At 60.9% G+C, this 22,198-nt stretch carries 22 protein-coding genes; 6 read left to right on the top strand and 16 right to left on the bottom strand.

The annotated features are described in order from the left end of the window. Window positions 1-99 precede the first annotated feature (99 nt). Window positions 100-1,644, top strand: coding sequence for a M48 family metalloprotease (locus tag HJB91_RS11845; RefSeq protein WP_221154802.1), 1,545 nt, complete (start codon window positions 100-102; stop codon window positions 1,642-1,644). A gap of 52 nt (window positions 1,645-1,696) precedes the next feature. On the opposite strand, the gene HJB91_RS11840 is transcribed toward HJB91_RS11845, so the two are convergent. The 5 genes from HJB91_RS11840 to HJB91_RS11820 all read right to left on the bottom strand — a co-directional run bounded on the left by HJB91_RS11840 (window position 1,697) and on the right by HJB91_RS11820 (window position 8,015). Further along, window positions 1,697-2,560, bottom strand: coding sequence for an RNA polymerase factor sigma-32 (locus tag HJB91_RS11840; RefSeq protein ID WP_011427212.1), 864 nt, complete (start codon window positions 2,558-2,560; stop codon window positions 1,697-1,699). Window positions 2,561-2,933: 373 nt separating this feature from the next. After that, a complete protein-coding gene (locus HJB91_RS11835; RefSeq protein ID WP_011427211.1) occupies window positions 2,934-3,506 on the bottom strand; it encodes a CarD family transcriptional regulator in 573 nt (190 codons plus the stop codon). A 393-nt stretch (window positions 3,507-3,899) separates the two neighbouring features. Then, entirely contained in the window at window positions 3,900-4,238 is a 339-nt protein-coding gene (fdxA, locus tag HJB91_RS11830; RefSeq protein ID WP_011427210.1) for a ferredoxin FdxA, read from the bottom strand. Window positions 4,239-4,428: 190 nt separating this feature from the next. Beyond that, entirely contained in the window at window positions 4,429-4,833 is a 405-nt protein-coding gene (locus HJB91_RS11825) for an RNA-binding S4 domain-containing protein (RefSeq protein ID WP_221146190.1), read from the bottom strand. A 2-nt stretch (window positions 4,834-4,835) separates the two neighbouring features. Further along, window positions 4,836-8,015: a helicase-related protein gene (locus tag HJB91_RS11820; RefSeq protein ID WP_221154801.1), complete on the bottom strand. Its 3,180-nt coding sequence runs from the start codon at window positions 8,013-8,015 to the stop codon at window positions 4,836-4,838. Window positions 8,016-8,812: 797 nt separating this feature from the next. Here HJB91_RS11820 and HJB91_RS11815 point away from each other — a divergent pair. Both HJB91_RS11815 and HJB91_RS11810 read left to right on the top strand, forming a co-directional pair. Next, window positions 8,813-8,968 carry a DUF3309 family protein gene (locus HJB91_RS11815; protein ID WP_003543790.1) on the top strand — a complete coding sequence of 52 codons (156 nt, stop codon included), beginning with the start codon at window positions 8,813-8,815 and terminating at the stop codon, window positions 8,966-8,968. Between the two features lie 27 nt (window positions 8,969-8,995). Next, on the top strand, window positions 8,996-9,256 hold the full coding sequence (locus tag HJB91_RS11810) for a YMGG-like glycine zipper-containing protein (protein ID WP_009991900.1): 261 nt from the start codon (window positions 8,996-8,998) through the stop codon (window positions 9,254-9,256). Between the two features lie 378 nt (window positions 9,257-9,634). Here the strand turns inward: HJB91_RS11810 and HJB91_RS11805 are convergent, their stop codons facing one another. Both HJB91_RS11805 and HJB91_RS11800 read right to left on the bottom strand, forming a co-directional pair. Continuing rightward, window positions 9,635-10,360: a beta-ketoacyl-ACP reductase gene (locus tag HJB91_RS11805; RefSeq protein WP_210632699.1), complete on the bottom strand. Its 726-nt coding sequence runs from the start codon at window positions 10,358-10,360 to the stop codon at window positions 9,635-9,637. Between the two features lie 69 nt (window positions 10,361-10,429). Further along, entirely contained in the window at window positions 10,430-11,611 is a 1,182-nt protein-coding gene (locus HJB91_RS11800) for an acetyl-CoA C-acetyltransferase (protein WP_210632698.1), read from the bottom strand. Window positions 11,612-11,847: 236 nt separating this feature from the next. Between HJB91_RS11800 and phaR the strand changes: the two genes are divergently transcribed. Beyond that, complete coding sequence (phaR, locus tag HJB91_RS11795) at window positions 11,848-12,423, top strand: polyhydroxyalkanoate synthesis repressor PhaR (protein ID WP_210632697.1); 576 nt, start codon at window positions 11,848-11,850, stop codon at window positions 12,421-12,423. On the opposite strand, the gene HJB91_RS11790 is transcribed toward phaR, so the two are convergent. From HJB91_RS11790 to HJB91_RS11770, 5 genes are all read right to left on the bottom strand, one after another. After that, window positions 12,418-12,825, bottom strand: a complete 408-nt coding sequence (locus HJB91_RS11790; RefSeq protein ID WP_210632696.1) for a hypothetical protein — start codon at window positions 12,823-12,825, stop codon at window positions 12,418-12,420. The two genes, phaR and HJB91_RS11790, sit on opposite strands and share 6 nt — an antisense overlap. A 141-nt stretch (window positions 12,826-12,966) precedes the next feature. After that, on the bottom strand, window positions 12,967-13,152 hold the full coding sequence (gene rpmF, locus HJB91_RS11785; RefSeq protein WP_003543812.1) for a 50S ribosomal protein L32: 186 nt from the start codon (window positions 13,150-13,152) through the stop codon (window positions 12,967-12,969). 155 nt (window positions 13,153-13,307) lie between these two features. After that, on the bottom strand, window positions 13,308-13,955 hold the full coding sequence (locus HJB91_RS11780; protein WP_210632695.1) for a glutathione S-transferase family protein: 648 nt from the start codon (window positions 13,953-13,955) through the stop codon (window positions 13,308-13,310). Between the two features lie 13 nt (window positions 13,956-13,968). Beyond that, entirely contained in the window at window positions 13,969-14,691 is a 723-nt protein-coding gene (locus HJB91_RS11775; protein ID WP_221146186.1) for a DUF1868 domain-containing protein, read from the bottom strand. 96 nt (window positions 14,692-14,787) lie between these two features. Next, window positions 14,788-15,525, bottom strand: coding sequence for a transglycosylase domain-containing protein (locus HJB91_RS11770; RefSeq protein WP_221154800.1), 738 nt, complete (start codon window positions 15,523-15,525; stop codon window positions 14,788-14,790). Between the two features lie 134 nt (window positions 15,526-15,659). Between HJB91_RS11770 and HJB91_RS11765 the strand changes: the two genes are divergently transcribed. Further along, window positions 15,660-16,577 (top strand): polyprenyl synthetase family protein, encoded by a 918-nt coding sequence (locus tag HJB91_RS11765; RefSeq protein ID WP_210632692.1) that lies wholly within the window; start codon window positions 15,660-15,662, stop codon window positions 16,575-16,577. An 8-nt stretch (window positions 16,578-16,585) separates the two neighbouring features. Here HJB91_RS11765 and hisC read toward each other — a convergent pair whose 3' ends face one another. The 4 genes from hisC to HJB91_RS11745 form a co-directional block, all read right to left on the bottom strand. After that, window positions 16,586-17,647: a histidinol-phosphate transaminase gene (gene hisC / locus HJB91_RS11760; RefSeq protein ID WP_221154799.1), complete on the bottom strand. Its 1,062-nt coding sequence runs from the start codon at window positions 17,645-17,647 to the stop codon at window positions 16,586-16,588. A 16-nt stretch (window positions 17,648-17,663) separates the two neighbouring features. Then, complete coding sequence (gene ispG, locus HJB91_RS11755; RefSeq protein WP_210632690.1) at window positions 17,664-18,914, bottom strand: flavodoxin-dependent (E)-4-hydroxy-3-methylbut-2-enyl-diphosphate synthase; 1,251 nt, start codon at window positions 18,912-18,914, stop codon at window positions 17,664-17,666. Between the two features lie 96 nt (window positions 18,915-19,010). Further along, a complete protein-coding gene (locus HJB91_RS11750; protein WP_221154798.1) occupies window positions 19,011-20,204 on the bottom strand; it encodes an MFS transporter in 1,194 nt (397 codons plus the stop codon). A gap of 63 nt (window positions 20,205-20,267) precedes the next feature. Continuing rightward, a complete protein-coding gene (locus HJB91_RS11745) occupies window positions 20,268-21,044 on the bottom strand; it encodes a DeoR/GlpR family DNA-binding transcription regulator (RefSeq protein WP_221154797.1) in 777 nt (258 codons plus the stop codon). A gap of 321 nt (window positions 21,045-21,365) precedes the next feature. On the opposite strand from HJB91_RS11745, the gene HJB91_RS11740 reads away from it, so the two are divergent. After that, window positions 21,366-22,139 (top strand): amino acid ABC transporter substrate-binding protein, encoded by a 774-nt coding sequence (locus HJB91_RS11740; RefSeq protein ID WP_210632687.1) that lies wholly within the window; start codon window positions 21,366-21,368, stop codon window positions 22,137-22,139. Window positions 22,140-22,198: the final 59 nt, after the last annotated feature.

Here is a 22,198-nt window from a genome sequence, read left to right as displayed (position 1 = left end):
TATCGGCCTAGCATGCGGCGCGAGATCAGGGGTGCGCACCTGTTGAGTTCCCCTTGCCAAGGCCGGTCTCCATCTGCGGCAAACCGGCAAAACAGCGACATGATGCAGAGAACCAGACTGGACAGCTTGACGACGTGGAAATCGCCCGCGCTTTCCAGTGATGTCATCTCTGCGACGCGGCGCTTCGCCCGCCGCCTGATGCTGCTTTCAACCGTCGGAATGGCGCTGAACGGGTGTCAGTCGCTGATCGAACAATCCTACCAGCCGAGCATCTCGCCTTCCTCCAATCCGCAGATCGTCGACGAGGTGCAGAAGAACGATCCGCGCGCGGCGATGGGTGCCCGCGAGCATCCGCGCATCGTGGCAAGCTACGGCGGCGAATACAAGGATGCCAAGACCGAGCGCCTCGTCGCCCGCATTGCCGGCGCGCTGACGGCGGTGTCGGAAAATCCGAGCCAGTCCTACCGTATCACCATCCTGAACTCGCCTGCGATCAACGCCTTCGCGCTGCCGGGCGGTTACCTCTACGTCACCCGCGGTCTGCTTGCCCTTGCCAACGACGCCTCGGAAGTCGCCGCTGTGCTGTCGCACGAAATGGGCCACGTGACAGCGAATCACGGTATCGAGCGGCAGAAGCGCGAAGAAGCCGAAGTCATCGCCAGCCGCGTCGTCGCCGAGGTCCTATCGAGCGACATCGCCGGCAAGCAGGCGCTTGCCCGGGGCAAGCTCAGGCTTGCCGCTTTCTCCCGCCAGCAGGAGCTGCAGGCCGATGTCATCGGCGTGCGCATGCTCGGCGAAGCCGGTTACGACCCCTATGCCGCCGCCCGTTTCCTCGATTCGATGGCGGCCTACAGCCGCTTCATGTCGGTCGACCCGGAAGCCGACCAGAGCCTCGACTTCCTCTCGAGCCATCCGAACTCCGCCCAGCGCATCGAGCTTGCCCGCACCCATGCGCGCGCCTTCGGCCAGGAAGGGAGGGTCGGCGACAAGGGTCGCGACTATTATCTCGATGGCATTGACGGCCTGCTCTATGGCGACAGTCCGGAAGAAGGCTACGTACGCGGCCAGACTTTCCTGCATGGCGGCCTCGGCATCCGCTTCGACGTACCGGCGGACTTCAAGATCGACAATAAGGTCGAAGCCGTGATGGCCACCGGCCCCAACGACATCGCCGTCCGCTTCGATGGCGTTGCCGACAACCAGAACCAGAGCCTCACAAACTATATCTCCAGCGGCTGGGTGACCGGTCTCGACCCATCGACCATTCAACAGATCACCGTCAATGGCATGGAAGCAGCCACCGCTCGCGCAAGTGCCGACCGCTGGGATTTCGATGTCACCGTCATCCGCAACAATGCGCAGATCTTCCGTTTCCTGACCGCCGTACCGAAGGGCAGCGACGCCCTCGAACCGACGGCCAATGTTCTGCGCGCCAGTTTCCGGCGCATGACACCGGCGGAGGCAGCCTCGCTGAAGCCGCTGCGCATTCGTGTCGTCACGGTCCGGCCAGGCGAGAACATCTCGACGCTTGCCGCGCGCATGATGGGCACCGATCGCAAGCTTGATCTCTTCAAGCTCATCAATGCCCTGCCGACGGGTGCGGCCGTTTCCCCTGGCGATCGCGTCAAAATCATCGCCGAATGAAAAAAGCCCGGCTTGCGCCGGGCCAGGCAGTGCTGCTGGAGGGTAAAGAAGTTCAGGCGTAGGCCGCCATATGCGGGTCGGCGCTGACCAGCGCGCTACGAAGCTTTTCCATCGCCCGGCTTTCGATCTGGCGCACGCGCTCCTTGGAAATGCCGAGATCGGCGCCGAGTTCTTCGAGCGTGGCGCCGTCTTCCGCCAGGCGCCGGGCGCTGATGATCTTCATCTCACGTTCGTTGAGATGTTTCAGCGCCGAAGCGAGCCAGACGCGGCGGCGCTCGCCGTCGATCATATTGGAAACCTGCTCGTCCGGCAGCGGATCGTCGCTGACGAGGAAATCCATCTTTTCCGCGCTCTCGGCATCGCCGGAGACGGAAGGCGCCTGCAGCGAAGCGTCGTTGCCGGAAAGCCTGGCATCCATGGTCTGGACATCGGCGAGGCTGACGCCGAGGGCAGCGGCGATTTCCTGATGAATGGATTGCAGAGTCAGTTGCGTATCGCCTCTCGCGAGCTTGGCGCGCAGACGGCGCAGATTGAAGAACAGCGCCTTCTGCGCCGAACTGGTGCCGCCGCGCACGATCGACCAGTTGCGCAGGATATAGTCCTGGATCGACGCCCTGATCCACCAGCTGGCATAGGTCGAAAAGCGCACGTCACGTTCCGGTTCGAAACGCGCGGCGGCTTCCAGCAGGCCCACATAGCCCTCTTGCACGAGGTCGCTCATCGGCAGACCGAAATTGCGGAACTTGCCAGCCATGGAGATAACCAGCCGCATATGCGCCATGGCGATCTGGTTGCGTGCACCGCGATCATCGTGATCTTTCCAGCGGGTGGCGAGATCATGCTCTTCCTGACGCGCGAGATAGGGGGCGGCCATCGCGATTTTGATCATGCGCCGATCTGCAGACATGTTCTTCATTTCGATCTCCCGAAAGGCCTTCGCCCTCAAAATGGACAATAAAACTCACGTTCCGGAACATCGCTGTCCGGACTGAATGGGGTTCCGAATGCAAAAGGGCCTCACCCCTGGACTTTTCAGGGAGAGGCCCTATCTCTCATCACGTGCCGCTAAGACGGCTGGGTCGGACCTGTTTCTTCACGTTGCCGAACGGGCAATATTGAAAAGGCATGATCCGCTCCTCACCGAATATTGACGGAATAGCAGTTCGCCCGACGAGTTTGCGCCCGACGAGCAGTCCGCAATTACGTGTGGTAAACGCGTCAGTCGGGAAAAAGTTCCAATAAAAAACCCGGCGCGACGGCCGGGTTTTTTTGGGAGAGACAGGCTTGCCCTAAGCGGCTTCGTCCTGCGAATCGTCTTCTTCAATCGCCTTGCCGCGCTTCGGACCCTTGTTGAGATTGGTCTCGACGAGGCGGACGGCTTCGGTTTCCGACATCTTGTTGACAGCGGCGATTTCGCGCGCCATGCGATCGAGCGCTGCTTCGTAGAGCTGGCGCTCGGAATAGGACTGCTCGGGCTGGTTCTCTGCACGATAGAGATCACGCACGACTTCAGCGATGGAAATCAGATCACCGGAATTGATCTTGGCATCATATTCCTGGGCGCGGCGGGACCACATGGTGCGCTTGACGCGCGCCTTGCCCTGCACAACCTTCAACGCACGATCGACGAAATCCGTTTCCGAAAGCTTGCGCATTCCGATGCTCATCGCCTTCGCGACCGGAACTTTCAGGCGCATCTTGTCCTTTTCGAAATCGATAACGAAAAGTTCGAGCTTCATGCCGGCAACTTCTTGCTCTTCGATAGCGGTGATGGTACCGACGCCATGAGCGGGGTAGACGATCGATTCACCGGTCTTGAAGCCGTGACGTGCTGTAGAAGGCTTTTTCTGCTGAGTCGTCATTCTATTCAAAAACTCCCTGTTACGCTTCCGGCGGCGGCCGGAGCCGGGTCAGTCAGGCCCGGTTGAGACGGTTGCATCCGTCGGGTGACTTCACTCTGGTCCCATCAGGCAAAAGCAAGGGCTTCTTGCGCGCGATCTGGGGACCCGGCGCTCAAAGCGTTGATATGTCACGGAAACCGCGTACGGATTGGTTTTGCTTTCGTGATGGTTTTGGGCATGCGTCATGCCACAAATGGAACAGTAGGCGAAACCTATCACAAAAATATGAGGAAATCAATAATTTGCTTCATCTGAGTCATGCGGGCAACACAGATCACCCATATGCCAGACGCAGGATTTAAAACGTTTCACCGCTCAACGGCCCGCATCCGGCGACGAAATCGGACAGCCGTCTTAATCGCCGGAACCCGGTTTTTCGGAGAAATATTTCTCGAATTTTCCGGTCTGGCCGTCCATTTCCTTGGCCTCCGGCAACGGATCCTTCTTGACCGTGATATTCGGCCAGATGCTGGCATATTCGGTATTGATCTTCAGCCACTTGTCGAGGCCCGGCTCGGTATCCGGCTTGATCGCCTCGGCGGGACATTCCGGTTCGCAGACGCCGCAATCGATGCATTCGTCCGGATGGATGACGAGAAAATTCTCGCCTTCATAAAAGCAGTCGACAGGGCAGACTTCCACGCAATCGGTATATTTGCACTTGATGCAATTGTCGGTCACGACATAGGTCATGAAGAACTCCAGGATTTCAAGCGGATGGGGCCGGGCAACCTGGAACGTCGCGCCTATCCCCGTGCCGGGCGAAGCGTGGACAGGCTTGGCAGGCAAGCACGCTTCCGGCAGGTTGTCAGTGACCTATCGGCTTTAGCGCCGGATTTCAAGGGTAAACGATCTGCAAAGCCGCCGCCACAGACAGAGTTTTCTAATCCTCGTCCGACATCAGCCTGTCGATTGCACGCCTTTCCTTTTTGGTCGGACGGCCGGTACCCGTCCCCCGGGTCGCTTGCTCGTACGGCGTGAGACGTTTTGTCTCATCCGGCGGCGGGGATTGGTCGTCGTAGAGCAGGCGGGCCTCCTCGTAGGGACCCCGCCGCTCCCCGGCGAGACGCACGATGAGAATGACATCGCGCCGCTCCAGCGTCAGTTCGACGCGGTCACCCGGCTTGACCATCTGGCTCGGGTGACTGCAGCGCTCGCCGTTGATGCGCACGTGCCCCGACTGGACGTGACTCTGGGCCAGCGAGCGCGACTTCACCATGCGCGTGAAAAACAGCCACTTGTCGATGCGCTGGCGCGAACCGCTTGCCGGCTGTGTCTCCCCGCCCATGATTACTTCTTCATCTGTTCCTTGAGAGCTGCGAGCTTGGCGAAGGGAGAATCCGGATCGATCGGCTTCTCCTTGCGCGGCGGCTTGGCCTCGAAGCGCAGCGGCTGGGCGCCGCGATTGTTGTTGCGGTCGTTACGGTCATTGCGATCGTTCCGCTCGCCGCGGTCCTTCCGATCGCCACGGTCCTGACGATCACCGCGCGGCTGGTCCTTGCGCTCGCCCCTTGCTTGCTGCGGTCTGCCACCGTCACGGCCGCCACCGTCCTTGCCGCGGCCGTGGCGGTTGTCGCGCCCGTCGCCGCCGCGATTGCCTTCGCCGCCTTCACCGCCGTTCGGACGGCGATTGCGTTCGCCGCGCTCCTGGTTCTGGCCGCCCCGGCGTTCGCCATGGCCGCCGCGTGCTTGGCGATGGTTGTCATTGCGGCCGCCGAGACGCCACAATAGAACCGGCTTCGGTTCCGCCGGCTCGCCAGTTTCCCCGGAGGCGGCAGTCTCTGCCGAAGCGGTTGCCTCGGTCACTTCGGCCGCAGTGTTGCTGTCGTTCGCTTCTGTGGCGGGGACGTCGGCCGCCGTCGAAGCCGGCTCGGCTTGGGTCGGCTCGGAAACAGCCTCTTCCGTCGCTCCGTCGGCATCATCGTGATCGGCTTTTTCTGCCGCTTCCGCGGATGTTTCCGCGGAGGCGGCAGGGGCTGAAGCCGCGTCCTGCGCCGCAAGATGGGCCGACGCCTCTTCCGCCTTCACGGCATCGGCGCGATAGCCGAGGCCCTTGAGGATCTCTTCCATGTCCTCGAGCGTCGCCCCGAGAATCGACAGCATCGCCGTCGTCGTCGTGAAACGGCGACCGTCATAGGCGCCCTCCGGACGATTGCTCTGACCGGGCTTCCATTGCAGCAGCGGACGGATGATATCGGCAAGCCGCTCCAGAATGTCGATGCGCACGGCGCGCTTGCCGAGGAAGCGGAAGCCGGCGAGCTTGTAGAACATCCGCTCGAAGCTCGGATCGGTGACGACCGAGGTGCGGCCGGCGGCAAGCACGGGGATGAGATCGCCGTAGCCCGGCTTGTCGAGACCGTCGTTCTTCAACGCCCAGAGCAGCGTGATCAGTTCGGCAGGTGCCGGCTTCAGAAGGGCCGGAACAAAGATATGATAGGCACCGAAACGCACGCCGTAGCGGCGCATGGAGGCGCGAGCCTCCTGATCCAGCGACTTCACCTCTTCGGTGACGTCGCGGCGGAAGAGCACGCCGAGATTTTCGACCAGCTGGAAGGCAAGTCCCTTGGCGAGGCCCTGCAGATCCTCGGCGCGCGACAGATCATCGAGCGGTTTCAATACCGTGCTGATGTGATGATTGACGAAACGTTCGATACGGGCGGCGACGTGATCGCGGGCATTGCCCGTCAACTGCTCGTCGGCGAGCAGGATCACGCGCGGCCGCATGACGTGATCGCTGCCGGAAAGCCGCGCCACGGGATCGCCGAGCCAACGGATCAAGCCATCCGAACCGATCGCCAGATCGCTATTGCCCGCGGCATGCAGCCGGGCCGCACGGGCCTCGAACTCGAGCGCGAGCGCCTTCTGCGACGCAGCCTGAACCGCCTTGGCATCCGGTCCATCCGTTCCCCCCACCGGGGTGAAACGGAATCCGCTCAACTGCCCTACATGATGTCCTTCAACGAAGACATCGCCATTCACACTGATTTCAGCTTCCAGCATCGCATTCTCTCTCAGGCGCTTCATGAGCACAGATGTCCTGCGATCAACAAAGCGTTTCGTCAACCTTTCATGTAACGCATCGGACAATCGATCTTCGATTTCCCGCGTCTTTTCCTGCCAATGTGTCGGATCGGCAAGCCAGCCGGGCCGATTCGAAACGTAGGTCCAGGTCCTTATCTGCGCGATTCGCGCCGAAAGCGTGTCAATTTCCCCATCAGTTCGATCCGAGCGATGAACCTGCTCCGCAAGAAACTGCTCGTTCACCGTGCCATAGCGCACGAGATCGGAAAAGAGGGTCGAAATAAGATCGGCATGTTGGGCCGGAGTGATACGCCGGTAGTCGGGCAGCGCGCAAGCCTCCCAGAGTTTTTCGACGCGGGCCGGCCTGTCGGCGAGATCGATCACTTCGGGATAGCGCGAAAGCTGCTCGAGCGCCTGCTGATCGACCGCCGGCAGCGCCCGCGTCAGCCCGGGCACGCGCGGCCCGGCCTCCAGGCTGGCGCGCAGCGACTGAATTGAGGAGAAATCCATCTCCGTCGTGCGCCACTGCAGAACCTTGACGTTGTCGAATTCATGTCCCTCGATGCGCTGCACCACTTCCTCGTCGAAGGGCGAGACTTGGCCGGTGACACCGAAGGTGCCGTCCCGCACGTGCCGCCCGGCGCGGCCGGCGATCTGGCCGAGCTCGGCCGGATTGAGGTTGCGGAACTGGTAGCCGTCGAATTTCCGGTCCTGGGCGAAGGCGACGTGATCGACGTCGAGGTTGAGGCCCATGCCGATCGCATCGGTCGCCACCAGATATTCGACGTCGCCCGCCTGATAGAGCGCGACCTGCGCATTGCGGGTGCGCGGGCTCAGCGCCCCCAGCACGACCGCCGCGCCGCCGCGCTGCCGGCGGATGAGCTCGGCGATGGCATAGACCTCATCGGCGGAAAAGGCGACGATGGCCGAGCGCTGCGGCAGCCGGGTGATCTTCTTCTGCCCGGCGTAAAGGAGATGCGAAAGCCGTGGCCGCTCGACGATCGTGACGCCGGGCAGGATCTGCTGCAGGATCGGCCGCATTGTCCCCGCGCCCAGAAGCAGCGTCTCATCCCGGCCGCGAAGGTGCAGGATACGGTCGGTGAAGATATGGCCACGCTCGAGATCGCCGGCGAGCTGGACCTCGTCGATCGCGACAAAGGCGGCTTTGGTCTCCCGCGGCATCGCCTCGACCGTGCAAACGGAAAAACGCGCATTGGGCGGCGAAATCTTTTCTTCGCCCGTGACCAGAGCCACGTTCTGCAAGCCGACCTTCTCCACCACCCGCGTATAGACCTCGCGGGCCAAAAGCCTGAGTGGCAGGCCAATCACGCCGGTCCCATGTGCGACCATGCGCTCGATGGCATAATGGGTCTTGCCGGTATTGGTTGGTCCAAGCACCGCGGTCACACCGCGCCCGCTGAGAATCATCGGCTGCGAAGTCAGAGTCATGGTCCATGCAAGTGAGGCAGGCGCGCCCCGGGAAAAGTTTTGCCATCTCGATGAAGGCACAGAACACATGGACAGCTACTGCCGCAAACGCAAGGGCAGATTTCAAAATGCGTCGGGGATTGCGACTTTTGCGAGTCGTCCGGACGGTCCGCATTTCCGATTCGGAACAGCGTGAGAACGAATCAGAGACGAATCGCTGACTCCTGCTGATTCAGCTTTTGTTCACGGCTAAGTATTGATTTTGAATCACTTTTTCCTACTAAATGCTGAATCGCGGGACTCTCTCCGGTTCGCATTTTGTGACCCTGCCGGAGGTCTGTCATTCGCTTTTTGCCAAGGGAAAAATCCGCCGAAATTAACGTCTCGATCAAATCCGGAACGAATCGGCGACGAATCGCCGACTGCTCTGCTTTCCCCTTTCGTTCACGGCCATATCTGGTGGCGTCGTCATGTTCCGCCCGCTTGATGCGGGGCAGGCGGCAAGATCTCGTCACGTCGGTGTTAATCTTCCGGCGAGCAAATTCACACAGCCTTAAGCCTGACCCGCTTGCCCGTCGGACCGATCAAAAACGGAACGAATCACCGACGAATCGGAGACATCGTGATCTTCCTGCTTTGTTCGCCGCAACATGTTGTATTTCAATGTCTTTTTAACCATACGGGCCATTTGTCAGGGGTGACGGATCACAAACCATGAATCGCGTCGCATCCTAATTCGCGCGCCCAACCGGGAACAAAAATCGCCAATGCGTGTTTCTTGTCCATTCAGATTGCAGATGAAATGAAGGAAAAACACCATGCTTGGCACGATACTTCTCGTTATCCTCATTCTGCTCCTGATCGGAGCCCTGCCGAACTGGGGTTATAGCCGTGGCTGGGGCTATGGACCTTCCGGCGGTTTGGGGCTAGTTCTGGTCATTATCATTATCCTTGTACTAATGGGCCGCATCTAAAGCCCGACTAACCTGGGGAGTTACGACATGATGAAGAAGATTGTTCTTATCGGCGCGCTCGTGGGCGCTCTCGCATCCTGCACCGCGACCGAGCAGGGCACGGCGATCGGCGCCGGCACCGGTGCAGTCATCGGCGGTGCCGTCACCAACAGCTGGGGCGGTGCCGCAGTCGGCGCCGTTGCCGGCGGCCTGACCGGCGCTCTCATCGGCCAGTCGGTCGAACGCCGCGGCTACTGCATCTATCGCGATCGCTACGGCCGCCGCTACGAGGCGCGTTGCCGTTACTGATCGCATCACATATCGGACTCCCAACGGGCGCTTCTGCGCCCGTTTTTCTTTGCCGACACGTCCGTCAACGTGACGTTGATCGGTCATGAAAGTCAAATCCACCAACGCCCATTAGCTAGCCGCATATTTACCTCGTACGCGCAGGGCAGGCGCCATCGCCCGACAATTCCACCGTCGTCATTCTCGTCGCCGCGGCTTTCCTGACAACCGCGGTCTCATCTCTTGTCTTGGTAGCGGAGATCGCTCGCGGCAGCGAATGCCGGCCATGATTCGGGTTGATCGAGACCGGAACACCGGCAACCGCTTCTGCCCTCCCGAACAAAAGCAAAGGCGCGTTCTGCAACGCGCCTTTGCAAATCGACACACGTTCGTCCTATCTTAAACGAAGAATTGCCCGCCATTGGCCGTCAGCGTCGAACCGGTGATGAAACCAGCATCGTCGGAGACGAGGAAGGTAACGCAGCGGGCAATCTCTTCGGGCTCGCCGAGACGGCCGACCGGGATCTGCGGAATGATGCGTTCATTTAGTACCTTCTCCGGCACGGCAAGCACCATTTCCGTTCCGATATAACCGGGGCAGATGGCATTGACGGTGATGTTTTTCGCAGCCCCTTCCTGGGCAAGCGCCTTGGTAAAGCCGAGATCGCCGGCCTTGGCCGCCGAATAGTTCGCCTGGCCCATCTGGCCCTTCTGGCCGTTGATCGACGAGATATTGACGATGCGGCCGAAGCCGCGGTCGCGCATGCCGCTCCAGACCTGATGCGTCATGTTGAACAGACCGGTCAGGTTGGTGTTGATCACCTCGTGCCACTGCTGCGGCGTCATCTTGTGGAACATTGCGTCGCGGGTGATGCCGGCATTGTTGACGAGGATCTCGACCGGCCCGATCTCGCGTTCGACCTTGGTGATCCCTTCACCGCAGGCAGCGTAGTCCGAAACATCCCATTTGAATACCGCAACGCCGGTGACGTCGTGGAAGGCATGAGCCTTCTCGTCATTGCCGGCGTAAGTGGCCGCAACCCTGTAGCCGGCATTTTTCAGCGCCATGGATATCGCTGCGCCGATGCCGCGTGTACCTCCGGTGACCAGAGCCACTCTGCTCATGTTCCGCTCCCCCTCTGTGTTTTCGCCCGCTCGTGGCGGCATTTCAATCAATGACGGATCGCATGCTATTTAAAGTGCTTCAAAGCACATGGCGACGCCCATGCCGCCGCCGATGCAAAGCGTGGCGAGGCCCTTCTTCGCGCCGCGCCGCTTCATCTCGAACAGCAGCGTGTTGAGAATGCGCGCCCCGGAGGCGCCGATCGGATGGCCGATCGCAATCGCCCCGCCATTGACGTTGACGATCGACGGATCCCAGCCGAGATCCTTGCTGACAGCGCAAGCCTGTGCCGCGAAGGCCTCGTTGGCCTCCACAAGATCGAGATCGTTCACAGACCAGCCGGCCTTTTCGAGCGCCTTGCGCGACGCGGGGATCGGGCCGGTGCCCATGATCGACGGATCGACGCCGGCCGTTGCCCAGGAAACGATGCGGGCAAGCGGCTGAATGCCGCGCCGGGTCGCTTCCGCCTCACTCATCAGCACGGCGGCGGCAGCGCCGTCGTTGAGGCCGGAGGCATTGGCGGCGGTAACCGTGCCTTCCTTGTCGAAGGCGGGGCGAAGCTTGCCCATCGCCTCGAGCGTCGCGCCGTGGCGGATATATTCGTCGGAATCGACGGTCACGTCGCCCTTCCGTGTCTGGATGATGTAGGGAATGATCTCGTCGGTGAAGCGGCCGGCCTTCTGAGCCGCCTCTGCCTTATTCTGCGAGGCGACGGCGAACTGATCCTGGTCGTCGCGCGACAGCTGCCACTGCCGTGCGACGTTCTCGGCGGTGATGCCCATATGGTAGCCGTGAAAAGCGTCGGTGAGGCCGTCCTTGATCATCGTGTCGACCATCTTCATGTCGCCCATCTTCGTGCCGCTGCGCAAATGCGCGGCATGCGGCGCCATCGACATGGATTCCTGGCCGCCGGCAACGATGATCCTGGCGTCGCCGGTGGCAATCTGCTGCATGCCGAGCGCGACTGCGCGCAGGCCCGAGCCGCAGAGCTGGTTGACGCCCCAGGCCGTCGTTTCCTTCGGAAGGCCGGCCTTGATCGCCGCCTGGCGGGCCGGGTTCTGGCCTTCGCCCGCGGCCAGCACCTGGCCGAGGATCACCTCATCCACCTCGCCGGCATCGACGCCGGCGCGCGCGAGCGCCCCCTTGATGACGGCCGCGCCGAGTTCATGCGCGGGGACCGTTGCAAAAGCACCGTTGAACGAGCCGACGGCTGTCCGACCTGCGCTGGCGATGACGACGGATGAATTGCTCATGGGGAGGCTCCTCGTTTTTCGTCCCACTTACATAAGGGGAAACTGGCAAAGCTTTGAGCACAAGTCAAACGGGAAGACCGGCCGCCGCCATTTTCGCGGCAGCAGTCAACGCCGATTCGTTTGATCTGCTAAAGGTTTGCCGCAACGCACAAAGAGATTGTCACCAGCCTTCTTTTGCGTTTACAGTCTGAAGTGGAGGAAGATCCATAAATCAGACGGGGGTTCAGGAGACTGATATGGCGAAGCATGAGGGTCAGATTGTCATCAAGAAATACGCCAATCGCCGCCTGTACAATACAGGCACCAGCACCTATGTGACGCTGGAAGATCTGGCGGAGATGGTAAAGAGGGGCGAAGACTTTACCGTCCAGGACGCAAAAAGCGGGGACGATATCACCCATTCGGTGCTGACGCAGATCATCTTCGAGCAGGAATCGAAAACCGGCAACACGCTGCTCCCGATCTCCTTCCTGCGCCAGCTGATCACCTATTATGGTGACCAGATGCAGATGGTCGTGCCGAGCTTCCTCGAACATTCTATGCGCGCCTTCAGCGAACAGCAGGCACAGATGCGCGAACAGGTAAACCGTGCCTTCGGCGAGACGCCGCTCGGCAAGAACCTGCAATTGCCGATGCAGATGGTCGAGGACCAGGTTCGCCGCAATACCGAGCTGTTTCAGCAGGCAATGCAGATGTTCTCGCCTTTCATGACACCGCCGGCGGCCAAGGAAAGCCGCAAGGCCGAAGCCAAGGATATCGACGAACTGAAGGAACAGCTCCGCGCCCTTCAGAACAAGCTCGACAACCTATAGTCCGATAGAGACATCCCGCCCGGCGCTTCGGATCGAAACGGCAAAACCCCCGATCACATCGATCAGAGCGATCGTCATCAAAATGAAGAACACCTGTGTCGCGGCGCCCTGGACGAGAAGAAACTCGACCAGGAAGGCGATGAAGACCAGCATCGACAAGATATGGTTCAAGAGGTTGCCGGGCCCGGTTCGCGTTGCTTTCAGGATTTCGAAGAACAGCACGATGAGCGCAACGACGATGAAGAGATCGCCGAGCGCCATGCTCCAGGTCGCACCCGAGAGCATCGACAGCACGATGATGTTATGCTGCAAGGCTGCGATGCCGCCGTCGCCCATCAGGCCGAGCATCGCCAGATTGTAAAGAATAAACGGAATAATCATCAGCGGCATTGCGGCTACCATCGGCAATCTCCCAGCGGAGAAAGAATACTGCCGCAAACCGTTGTCTCACCGCAAGTGATTGCAAATATTATCTTGCCGAAATGCAAAAGGCCGGCGTGAAGCCGGCCTTGAGACTCGCGATCGGACGAGCCGGATCGGAAATTATGCGCTTTCCTTCGGAGTCAGAACCTGGCGGCCGCGATACATACCGGTCTTCAGGTCGATATGATGCGGGCGGCGCAGTTCGCCGGAATTCTTGTCTTCGACGTAGGTCGGTGCCTTCAGCGCGTCAGCCGAACGGCGCATGCCGCGCTTGGACGGGCTCGTTTTTCTCTTCGGTACAGCCATTTTTCTTACTCCACTTGCGGGCAAAACATTCCCACGGCCAGATGGCGGCCGAAACGGACATGTCGCGATTTCGGAAATTTTGCGCGCTTATACATGCAAGGGGCGGCCTTGACCAGTCCCCATGCATATTTTTTGCGAAGCCGATGATTCGAGCCTCAGACCTCGTCTTCCGGCACGATCCAGGGCTCGGCGCGGGCCGCCTCTTCCCATTTCCGCCAGGCCGGATGCGCCTTCATCGTCTCCATATAGGCGAGCGTCTCCTCCCGGCTGACGAGGTCATAGATGTCGAACCGGTTGACGACGGGCGCAAACATCGCATCCACGCCGCTGAACGCACCAAAGAGAAACGGGCCGCCGGATTTCTGCAGAAGGTTTCGCCAGATCGTCTCGATACGGCTGACGTCGGCGTCGACGCCGTCAGGCAATGTGATCCCGCCCCTCGGTCGGCGAATATTCATCGGGCAGGCATTGCGCAGGGCTCGGAAGCCTGAAAGCATTTCCATCGAAACAGAGCGGGCGAGCGCCCGTTCGGCACGGTCGCGCGGCCAAAGGCCGGCGTCCGGATAAAGCTCGGCGGCATATTCGATGATCGCCAGCGATTCCCAGATCTTCAAACCGCCGTGCTGCAGGACTGGCACCCGGCCGCTCGGCGATATCGCCTTGATATTGGGATTGCCGCCCGCATCGTCGAAAGGGATCAGGATTTCTTCGAAGTCGACGCCGGCGCTCGTCAGCGCCATCCACGGCCGGAACGACCAGGAAGAATAATTCTTGTTGGCGATGTAGAGCGTCGGTCTGTCCATAGGCCTCTCCCATTCAGGCATCGAAATCGAAGATCAGCAGTTCGTGGAAATGGTTCATGTCCTCGAACACGCAGAACGCCGGCGGCGCAAGCTCGAAAACAGGGGCCTTGCGGCGGATATCCTCGGCCACCTCGTCGAGCATTGCCTGCCAGCGCGGCAAGGCTTCATCCTCCAGCCGCTCGATCACATAGGCGAAGGTCACATGGAATTTGTAATCCATATGGTTGGGCTGGCGATAGCCGAGAAGATCGGCAAGCGCGTTACGCCAGGCGCGCATGACCTTGCGGTCCTTCTCCGTCGCTCCGTCGACGAGCAGGCCCGACGGCCGAGCTTCGACGACGGCGACTTTGAAAGGCTCCGCCATCGAGAAACATTCGAGCCGCGCCGCCATGAGATCGGTCATATCGTCGATCGGCGTCTCGAGAGGGAGGTCTGCAGGCCAGCAGTCCTGCAGGCGCCTGGTCTCGATGACGCCTTCGAAAAGCGTCATGTGAAGGCTCGAGATCGGCGTGAAGAGAAATTGCGGCGCCTCGGGCATCGTTAGATATTTCTCGCGCGCCTCTATCAGTACCGCCCGGGTCCTTGACCCCTTCTCGATGTGGCAGACGATGGTGTTGCCGGCTTCCGGCAGGAAACCGCCGATCTTGCCATAGCGGCTGCCGAGATGGGCGGGCGGGTTTTGATTGTGCGTCTTCGAGTAAAAGAGAAGTTCGGGAGAAAAGGTTGGGGCGGTCATGGGCGACTCGGGGGCTCTGATTGGACTGCATTCGCCCATATGGCAGAACCAAGAATGTCAGATGACGTTCACTGCTTCTAATGACAAGTTCTGATCTTATTCATAGATGCACTTGATGTAGTCGCCTGAGCCCTGCGCACGCCTCTCGATGACGCCGGCAAGCCGGCGAAGGCCTCGTCCGGGCATGCCTGCTTTGCGGTCGATCGGGTTCGGGAGCGAGACAGCCAGCAGCGACGCCTGCCGCCGCGTCAGCTTCGAGGCCGGAACCTTGAAATGATGCTGGGCCGCCGCCTCGACGCCGTAGATGCCGGGACCCCATTCGGCGATGTTGAGATAGATTTCCATCAGCCGCCGCTTCGACAGGACGAAATCGGTGGAGACGGCGAGCGGAAGCTCCATCGCCTTGCGCACGAAGGAGCGGCTGTTCCAGAGAAAGAGGTTCTTGGCGGTCTGCATCGGGATGGTGCTGCCGCCGCGCGTTGCCTGGCCCTTCAGCGTATCCTCGACCAGCATGCGCATCTCCGCCCAGTCGACGCCGCCGTGGAAACAATATTGACCGTCTTCGGACATCATCACCGATTGCACCAGGACCGGAGCGACCTCGTCCAACGATACCCATCTGCGGTCATAGCCGCGCAGCAGCACCAGATCGCGCAGCATCAGCGTCGAGACGGGATGGATGAAGGGCAGCAGGTAGAGGAAGATCAGGGCGTAAGGAAGGATCACTATGGCCAGAACGGCAAGACCGACGCGTCTCAGCACGGGCCGATCTTCGAACCATCGCCGACGGGCCGGCATGTCGGCAATATCCTCTCTCTCCGGCGCTATATCCAATGTCCCAAGCCCATTTCGCTCCCTCTCGTTCTCATAACGCCTGTGAGGCGCTTATGCCAGAGCACATGGGAAATCTTGCTGCAGTCATCGACAATTCCGTTGCAAGCCCCGGTGCCCCATGCCAAACAGCGCCCATGGACGCGAACCGGGACACTTTCGAGACGAGGCTTAGGAACAACGCCCGCGAAATCGAGGCGCTGCTCGACGCATTGCTGTCGTCACCGGTCCCTCTTTCCGATGAAATCGCCAGGCCCGAGACCCTGCGCAGCGCCATGCATTATGCCGTGCTGAACGGCGGCAAGCGGCTGCGCCCATTCCTCGTTGCCGAAAGTGCCGCCCTGCTCGGCGGCAATGGGAAGGCCGCACTTCGTGTCGGCGCGGCGCTCGAATGCATTCACTGCTATTCCCTCGTGCATGACGATCTGCCGGCCATGGACGACGACGACCTGCGCCGCGGCAAGCCGACAGTCCATATCAAGTTCGATGAAGCCACCGCGATCCTTGCCGGCGACAGCCTGCTGACCTACGCCTTCGACATCGTCGCAGCGCCGGAGACCGCCCTTCCCGATACGAGCAAAGCAGCGCTGGTGCTGGCCCTTGCCCGCGCAGCCGGTCTCGGCGGCATGGCCGGCGGCCAGGCGCTCGACCTCGCGGCCGAGAAACAGGCCCCCGACGAGGCCGGCATCATACGCCTGCAGGCGATGAAAACAGGGGCGCTGATCCGCTTCGCCTGCGAGGCGGGCGCCATCATCGCAGGAAGCCCGCCCGAAGATCGCCGCCGCCTGCGCGCCTTCGGCGAAAAGATCGGCCTTGCCTTCCAGCTCGCCGACGACATTCTCGACCTGACCTCTGATGCTGAGACCATGGGCAAGGCGACCGGCAAGGATGCGGCCCGCGGCAAGGGAACGCTCGTGGGGCTTCATGGCATGGAATGGGCCGAGACCGAGCTCCGCCAGCACGTCAGCGATGCCGAAGACCTGCTCGCCCCCTATGGGGCACGCGCCTCGATCCTCACCGCCGCTGCGCATTTCATCGCCGACCGTAAGAGCTGAGCCGAAGGTCAGGCGGCCAATATCTCCTTGAGAGCGGCAACCAGCCGCGCGCATTCCTCGTCGGTGCCGATGCTGATGCGCAGGAACTCCGAAATGCGCGGCTCGGCGAAACGCCGGACGAGCACGCCACGCTCCCGCAGTTCGGCCAGAAGTGCACCGCCCGATCGGCTCTCGTGCATCGCGAAGAGGAAATTCGCCTGGGATGGCAGCACCTGGAAACTCAACGCTTCCAGTTGCCGGACAAGGGTTTCCCGGCTGGCGATGATTTTCCGCCGGCTTGTTTCGAACCACGCCTCGTCCTTGATCGCCGCCGTCGCCGCGACCTGGGCCAGGCGGTCGAGCGGATAGGAATTGAAGCTGTCCTTGACGCGCACCAGCGCCTCGATCAGGTCCCGGTGCCCCAGCGCGAAGCCGACGCGCAGACCTGCGAACGAACGAGATTTCGACAAGGTCTGGATGATCAGAAGGTTGGGATAACGAGAAATGAGCGGCACGGCACTCTCGCCGCCGAAATCGACATAGGCCTCGTCTATCACGACGACCGCATCCGGATGAGCAGCAAGAAGCGCCTCGATCCCGGCCAGCGGCAGGCCGATACCAGTCGGCGCATTCGGATTGGGAATGATGATTGCGCCGCACGGCCTGTCGTAATCAGCAAGCCGAATCCGGAACTGATCGTCGAGCGGCATCTCGATCGCCTCCACACCATATAGCAGGCTATAGGTTGGATAGAAGCTATAGGTTATGTCGGGATAGAGAAGCGGCAGCTCGTGTTTCAGCAGCGCCTGAAACGTATGGGCGAGAACCTCATCGGAGCCGTTGCCGACGAATACTTCTTCCGCCGTCAGGTTGAAACGGGCGGCGATCGCTTCGCGCAATTCCGTGGCGGAGGGATCGGGATAGAGCCGCAGACGATCGTCCGCCGCCTGCCTGATCGCTTCGGTCGCCTTTGGGGACGGTCCGTAGGGATTCTCATTGGTATTGAGCTTGACCAGGCCGGGAATACGCGGCTGCTCGCCCGCGACATACGGTCGGAGCTTGCTGACGATATCAGACCAATACCGGCTCATTCGAACGCGCGGATCTTCATTCCGCTGCCGTCCGCTGGCCGAAACGCTTTTCGATATAATCGACGACAAGCGCCTCGAAGTCGGAGGCGATATTGGGACCGCGCAGTGTCAGCGCCTTCTTGCCGTCGATAAAAACGGGAGCGGCCGGCGTCTCGCCGGTACCGGGCAGCGAGATGCCGATATCGGCATGTTTGCTTTCGCCCGGTCCGTTGACGATGCAGCCCATCACGGCGACGTTCAGCGCCTCGACGCCTGGATATTTCTCGCGCCAGACTGGCATGTTCTTGCGGATGTCGTTCTGAATGTTCTGGGCGAGTTCCTGGAAGACCGTCGAGGTCGTGCGTCCGCAGCCGGGACAGGCGGCCACGACGGGCACGAACTGCCGGAAACCCATGACCTGCAGGATTTCCTGCGCCACCTGGACTTCGCGGGTGCGGTCGCCGTTCGGCTCGGGTGTCAGTGAGACGCGGATCGTATCGCCGATGCCGTGCTGCAGCACGAAGCCCATGGCAGCCGACGAAGCGACGATGCCCTTGCTGCCCATGCCGGCCTCGGTCAGCCCGAGATGCAGCGCGTGATCGGAACGCTCGGCGAGCATGGAATTGACCGCGATCAGGTCCTGCACCTGGCTGACCTTGGCCGACAGGATGATGCGGTTGCGTGGCAGGCCGATTTCCTCGGCAAGGGCGGCCGAAAGCAACGCCGACTGTACGATCGCCTCGCGCGTCACCTGCCGTGCCGACAGCGGCGACCCGGCCTCGGCATTTCGATCCATCAGCGCCGTCAGGAGATCCTGATCGAGCGAGCCCCAGTTGACGCCGATGCGCACCGGCTTGTCGTAGCGGATCGCCATCTCGATGATCTCGGCGAACTGCTTGTCCTTCTTGTCCTTGAAGCCGACATTACCGGGATTGATGCGGTATTTCGCCAGCGCCTCGGCGCAGGCTGGATGATCGGCAAGCAGCTTGTGGCCAATATAGTGGAAGTCGCCGATCAGCGGCACGTCCATGCCGAGCCGCAGCAGCCTTTCGCGGATTTTCGGCACGGCAGCCGCACTTTCGTCGCGATCGACGGTGATGCGCACCAGTTCCGAGCCCGCCCGGTGCAGGGCGGCGACCTGCGCAACGGTCGAATCGATATCGGCGGTATCCGTATTCGTCATCGATTGCACGACGATCGGCGCGCCGCCACCAACGATGACGCCGCCGACATCGACGGCGACGGAAGCGCGGCGCGGTTTTGGATCAAAATCGGCGGCTGAGGACATGAAGAGTTCTTGCACCCCTAAAAACAGTGCCTTTCAGGTGGATCATGACCGCTTTATTGTCAACCGCCCACTATATCACTTTTGTCTGGAGGTGGCTCAGTGGCCGCCTCCAGAGACCCCATCGGCATAATGGGCCAGTTTGGAGAATAGGAGAACGAACAACAGCAGCACCGGCAGCGCCATGAAGACAACGGCAAAACCGATATGCTCGGCGACGAAGCCGATCAACGACGGCGCTACCAGCATGCCGGAATAACCCATGGTCGTCACCACGGAGATGCCAATGCCGGGCTTGAGGCCGGGAATGTTGCCTGCGGCCGAGAAGGCGATCGGCACCATGTTTGATATGCCGATGCCGCAAAAGGCAAAGCCCAAAATGGCAAGCTCGGCATTGGGCGCCAGGCCGGCAAGCAGCATGCCGGCGATGGCAAAGAGCGTGCAGATGCGCAGGGTCTTGACGCTCCCGAGGCGGTCGCGCACGAGATCGCCGGCAAAGCGCATGGTCGCCATGGTCGCCGAAAAGGCTGCGAAACCAAGTCCTGAAAGCGCGACCGACGCCCCCATGTCCTGCCGGAGATAGAGCGCGCCCCAATCCAGGACGGCACCTTCCGGCACCATCGAGAACAGCGCCATCAATCCAAGGAGCCACGGCAGCGGCACCATCGGCAGCTTCGTCTTTTCTTTCTTGGCATCCGGATGCGGCGGATCCGCAAGGATCATCGGCCATGCCAGAGCAAGGAAGATCGCCGCCAACACCGTCGCCAGCTGCGCATGGCCGAGAATGCCGAGCTTGGTGATCACGATGCCGCCGAGTCCCGAACCGATGAGGCCGCCAAGGCTCCAGAAAGCATGGCAGGACGACATGATGGCGCGGCGCATGGATTTTTCGACGGACACCGCATTGGCGTTCATCGCCACATCCATGGCGCCGATGAAGCCGCCGAACAGGAAGAGCGAGATTGCCGCGGTAATCACGTTTGGCGCGAGCGTCAGAGCCAGGAGCAGCGGCAGCACGCAGACGGCGGTTGCCCGAACAACGATCCGCGAGCCATGCTTGGCGATCTGCGCGCCGGCGATCGGCATCATGACCAGCGAGCCAACGCCGAAGACGATGATCATCAGCCCGAGCTCGAACTTGCTCAGCCCGAGACGCTCGGCAAAATCCGGGATCTTCGGCGCCCAGCAGCCGACGACAAAGCCGTTCATGAGAAAGAGCAGGGAAACCGCTGCCCTGCTTCTGGTGATGAAGCCGCTGCGGACCCCCGACGGCGCATTCACATGACTGTCCATTTTCGGTCTTTCCTCGCTATCGGGCTTGGGAGCCCCCGTTTTTCTAAACTCCGTGACGACGGCTCAGTTCGTTTTTTCGGCGATAACGGTCCGGCAGCCGCGCTCGCGATAACCCGCAAGAACGCCGGGATCGGCATCGTGCTCGACGACCAGGCATTCGCAATGCGCAACCGGAAGGATGCTGTGGGGCGCAGCCGTGCCGAATTTCTCCGAGGTTACTGCCGCCATCACCTTTTTGCTTCTCGATGCCGCAAACCGCTTGAACTCCGCATCCTCGAAACCGAAGGTCGTGATGCCGGCCTCGAGATCGATGCCGCAGGCGCCGAGAATGCAGAGATCGGGCGAAATCTGCTCCATATCCCGCAAGGCCTTGGCGCCGAGCGCTCCACCCGTCTGCCGGTCCACCATGCCGCCGATCACGATGACGTTGACCGCAGGCTTGTCGATGAGCGCCGCGGCGATCACCGGCGCATTCGTCGCAGCCGTCAGTTCGAGTTCGGCAGGTAGAGCATTGGCAATCGCCAGATTGGTGCTCCCGGCATCGAAAAACACGCAGGAACCGGCAGCGATCTGCTTTGCCGCAGCCCGCGCCAAGGCCTGCTTGCGGTCGGCAGCAAATCCCGTGCGCTGCGTCAGGCTTCCATGCGCCGGCGACACGGGCAAGGCGCCGCCATAGACCCGCTCGCAGAGGCCCGCCGCCGCCATCTCACGCAGGTCGCGCCGCACCGTATCCTCGGAGACGCCGAATTCGAGCGCAAGTTCCGCCGCCAGCACGCGGCCATTCAGCCGCAGCCGCTCGGAAATGACGCCTTGGCGCTCTCGCAATAAAAAATCCTGCATGTTCCTACCGGATCAATCGCTGAACTGACATAAACGTGCATAAACGCTTATGATCGTGCAGGCAATATGCGCGGTTACACGTTTCCTGACGCAGTGAAACAAAATTGAATCATCAAAGCGCGTCTTCGATTGGTCGCTGAGAGAAAGGTTGGAGCGTGACCGCGGCGACGCCAATTTCATGGAATTCGTGCGTGGAGGGCGACTCTTGAGAAAAATATTTGCAGTTGCTGCTTTTATTCGCAGTTTTCTACGCTTCCGGCGCCCTAGTTTTCTGCAAAGTATCGCTCATCCGATCGCAACCTCCCAAGGATGGACAGAACAATGAACTGGTTGAAAACCGTCGCCGCCGCTACCCTTATTCACGTCGCGGCCCTCCTGCCCGCCCATGCCGGCGAAAACCTCGCCGCCATCAAATCGGCCGGCGTCTTCAAGATCGGCACCGAGGGCACCTATGCGCCCTTCACCTATCATGACGAAAGCGGCAAGCTGGTCGGCTTCGACGTCGAGATCGGCGAAGCCATCGCCGCCAAGCTCGGTGTCAAGGCCGAGTTCGTCGAAGGCAAGTGGGACGGCCTGATCGCCGGCCTCGACGCAAAGCGTTACGACACTGTCATCAATCAGGTCGGCATCACCGAAGCCCGCAAGCAGAAATACGATTTCTCCGAGCCCTATATCGCTTCCAAGGCCGTGCTGATCGTCCGCGACGGCGATGACAGCATCAAGACCTTCGCCGACCTGAAGGGCAAGAAATCAGCCCAGTCGCTGACCAGCAACTTCGGCAAGATCGCCACCGAATCCGGGGCCGAGCTCGTGGGCACGGACGGTTTCGACCAGTCGATCCAGCTTGTGCTGACCAAACGCGCCGATGCGACGATCAACGACAGCCTCTCCTTCCTCGACTTCAAGAAGCACAAGCCGGACGCGCCGGTAAAGATCGCCGCCCAGCAGGAAAATGCCGATTACTCCGGCGTCATCATCCGCAAGAACGAGCCGGAACTGCTGGAAGCGATTAATAAGGCGCTCGCCGATATCAAGGCCGACGGCACTTACAAGAAGATCGCCGACAAATATTTCGGCCAGGACGTCTCGAAGTAAGCTTCGTCTAAAAAACTCCCCTCCCTCCCCACAAGGGGGAGGGGCTTTGGCCGGGAACC

It is taken from the genome of Rhizobium sp. NLR10b (assembly GCF_019685435.1).
Classification (GTDB): Bacteria; Pseudomonadota; Alphaproteobacteria; order Rhizobiales; family Rhizobiaceae; genus Rhizobium.
The sequence above is the reverse complement of the archived record's forward strand: the minus strand, read 5'-3'. Positions and strand labels throughout refer to the sequence as shown.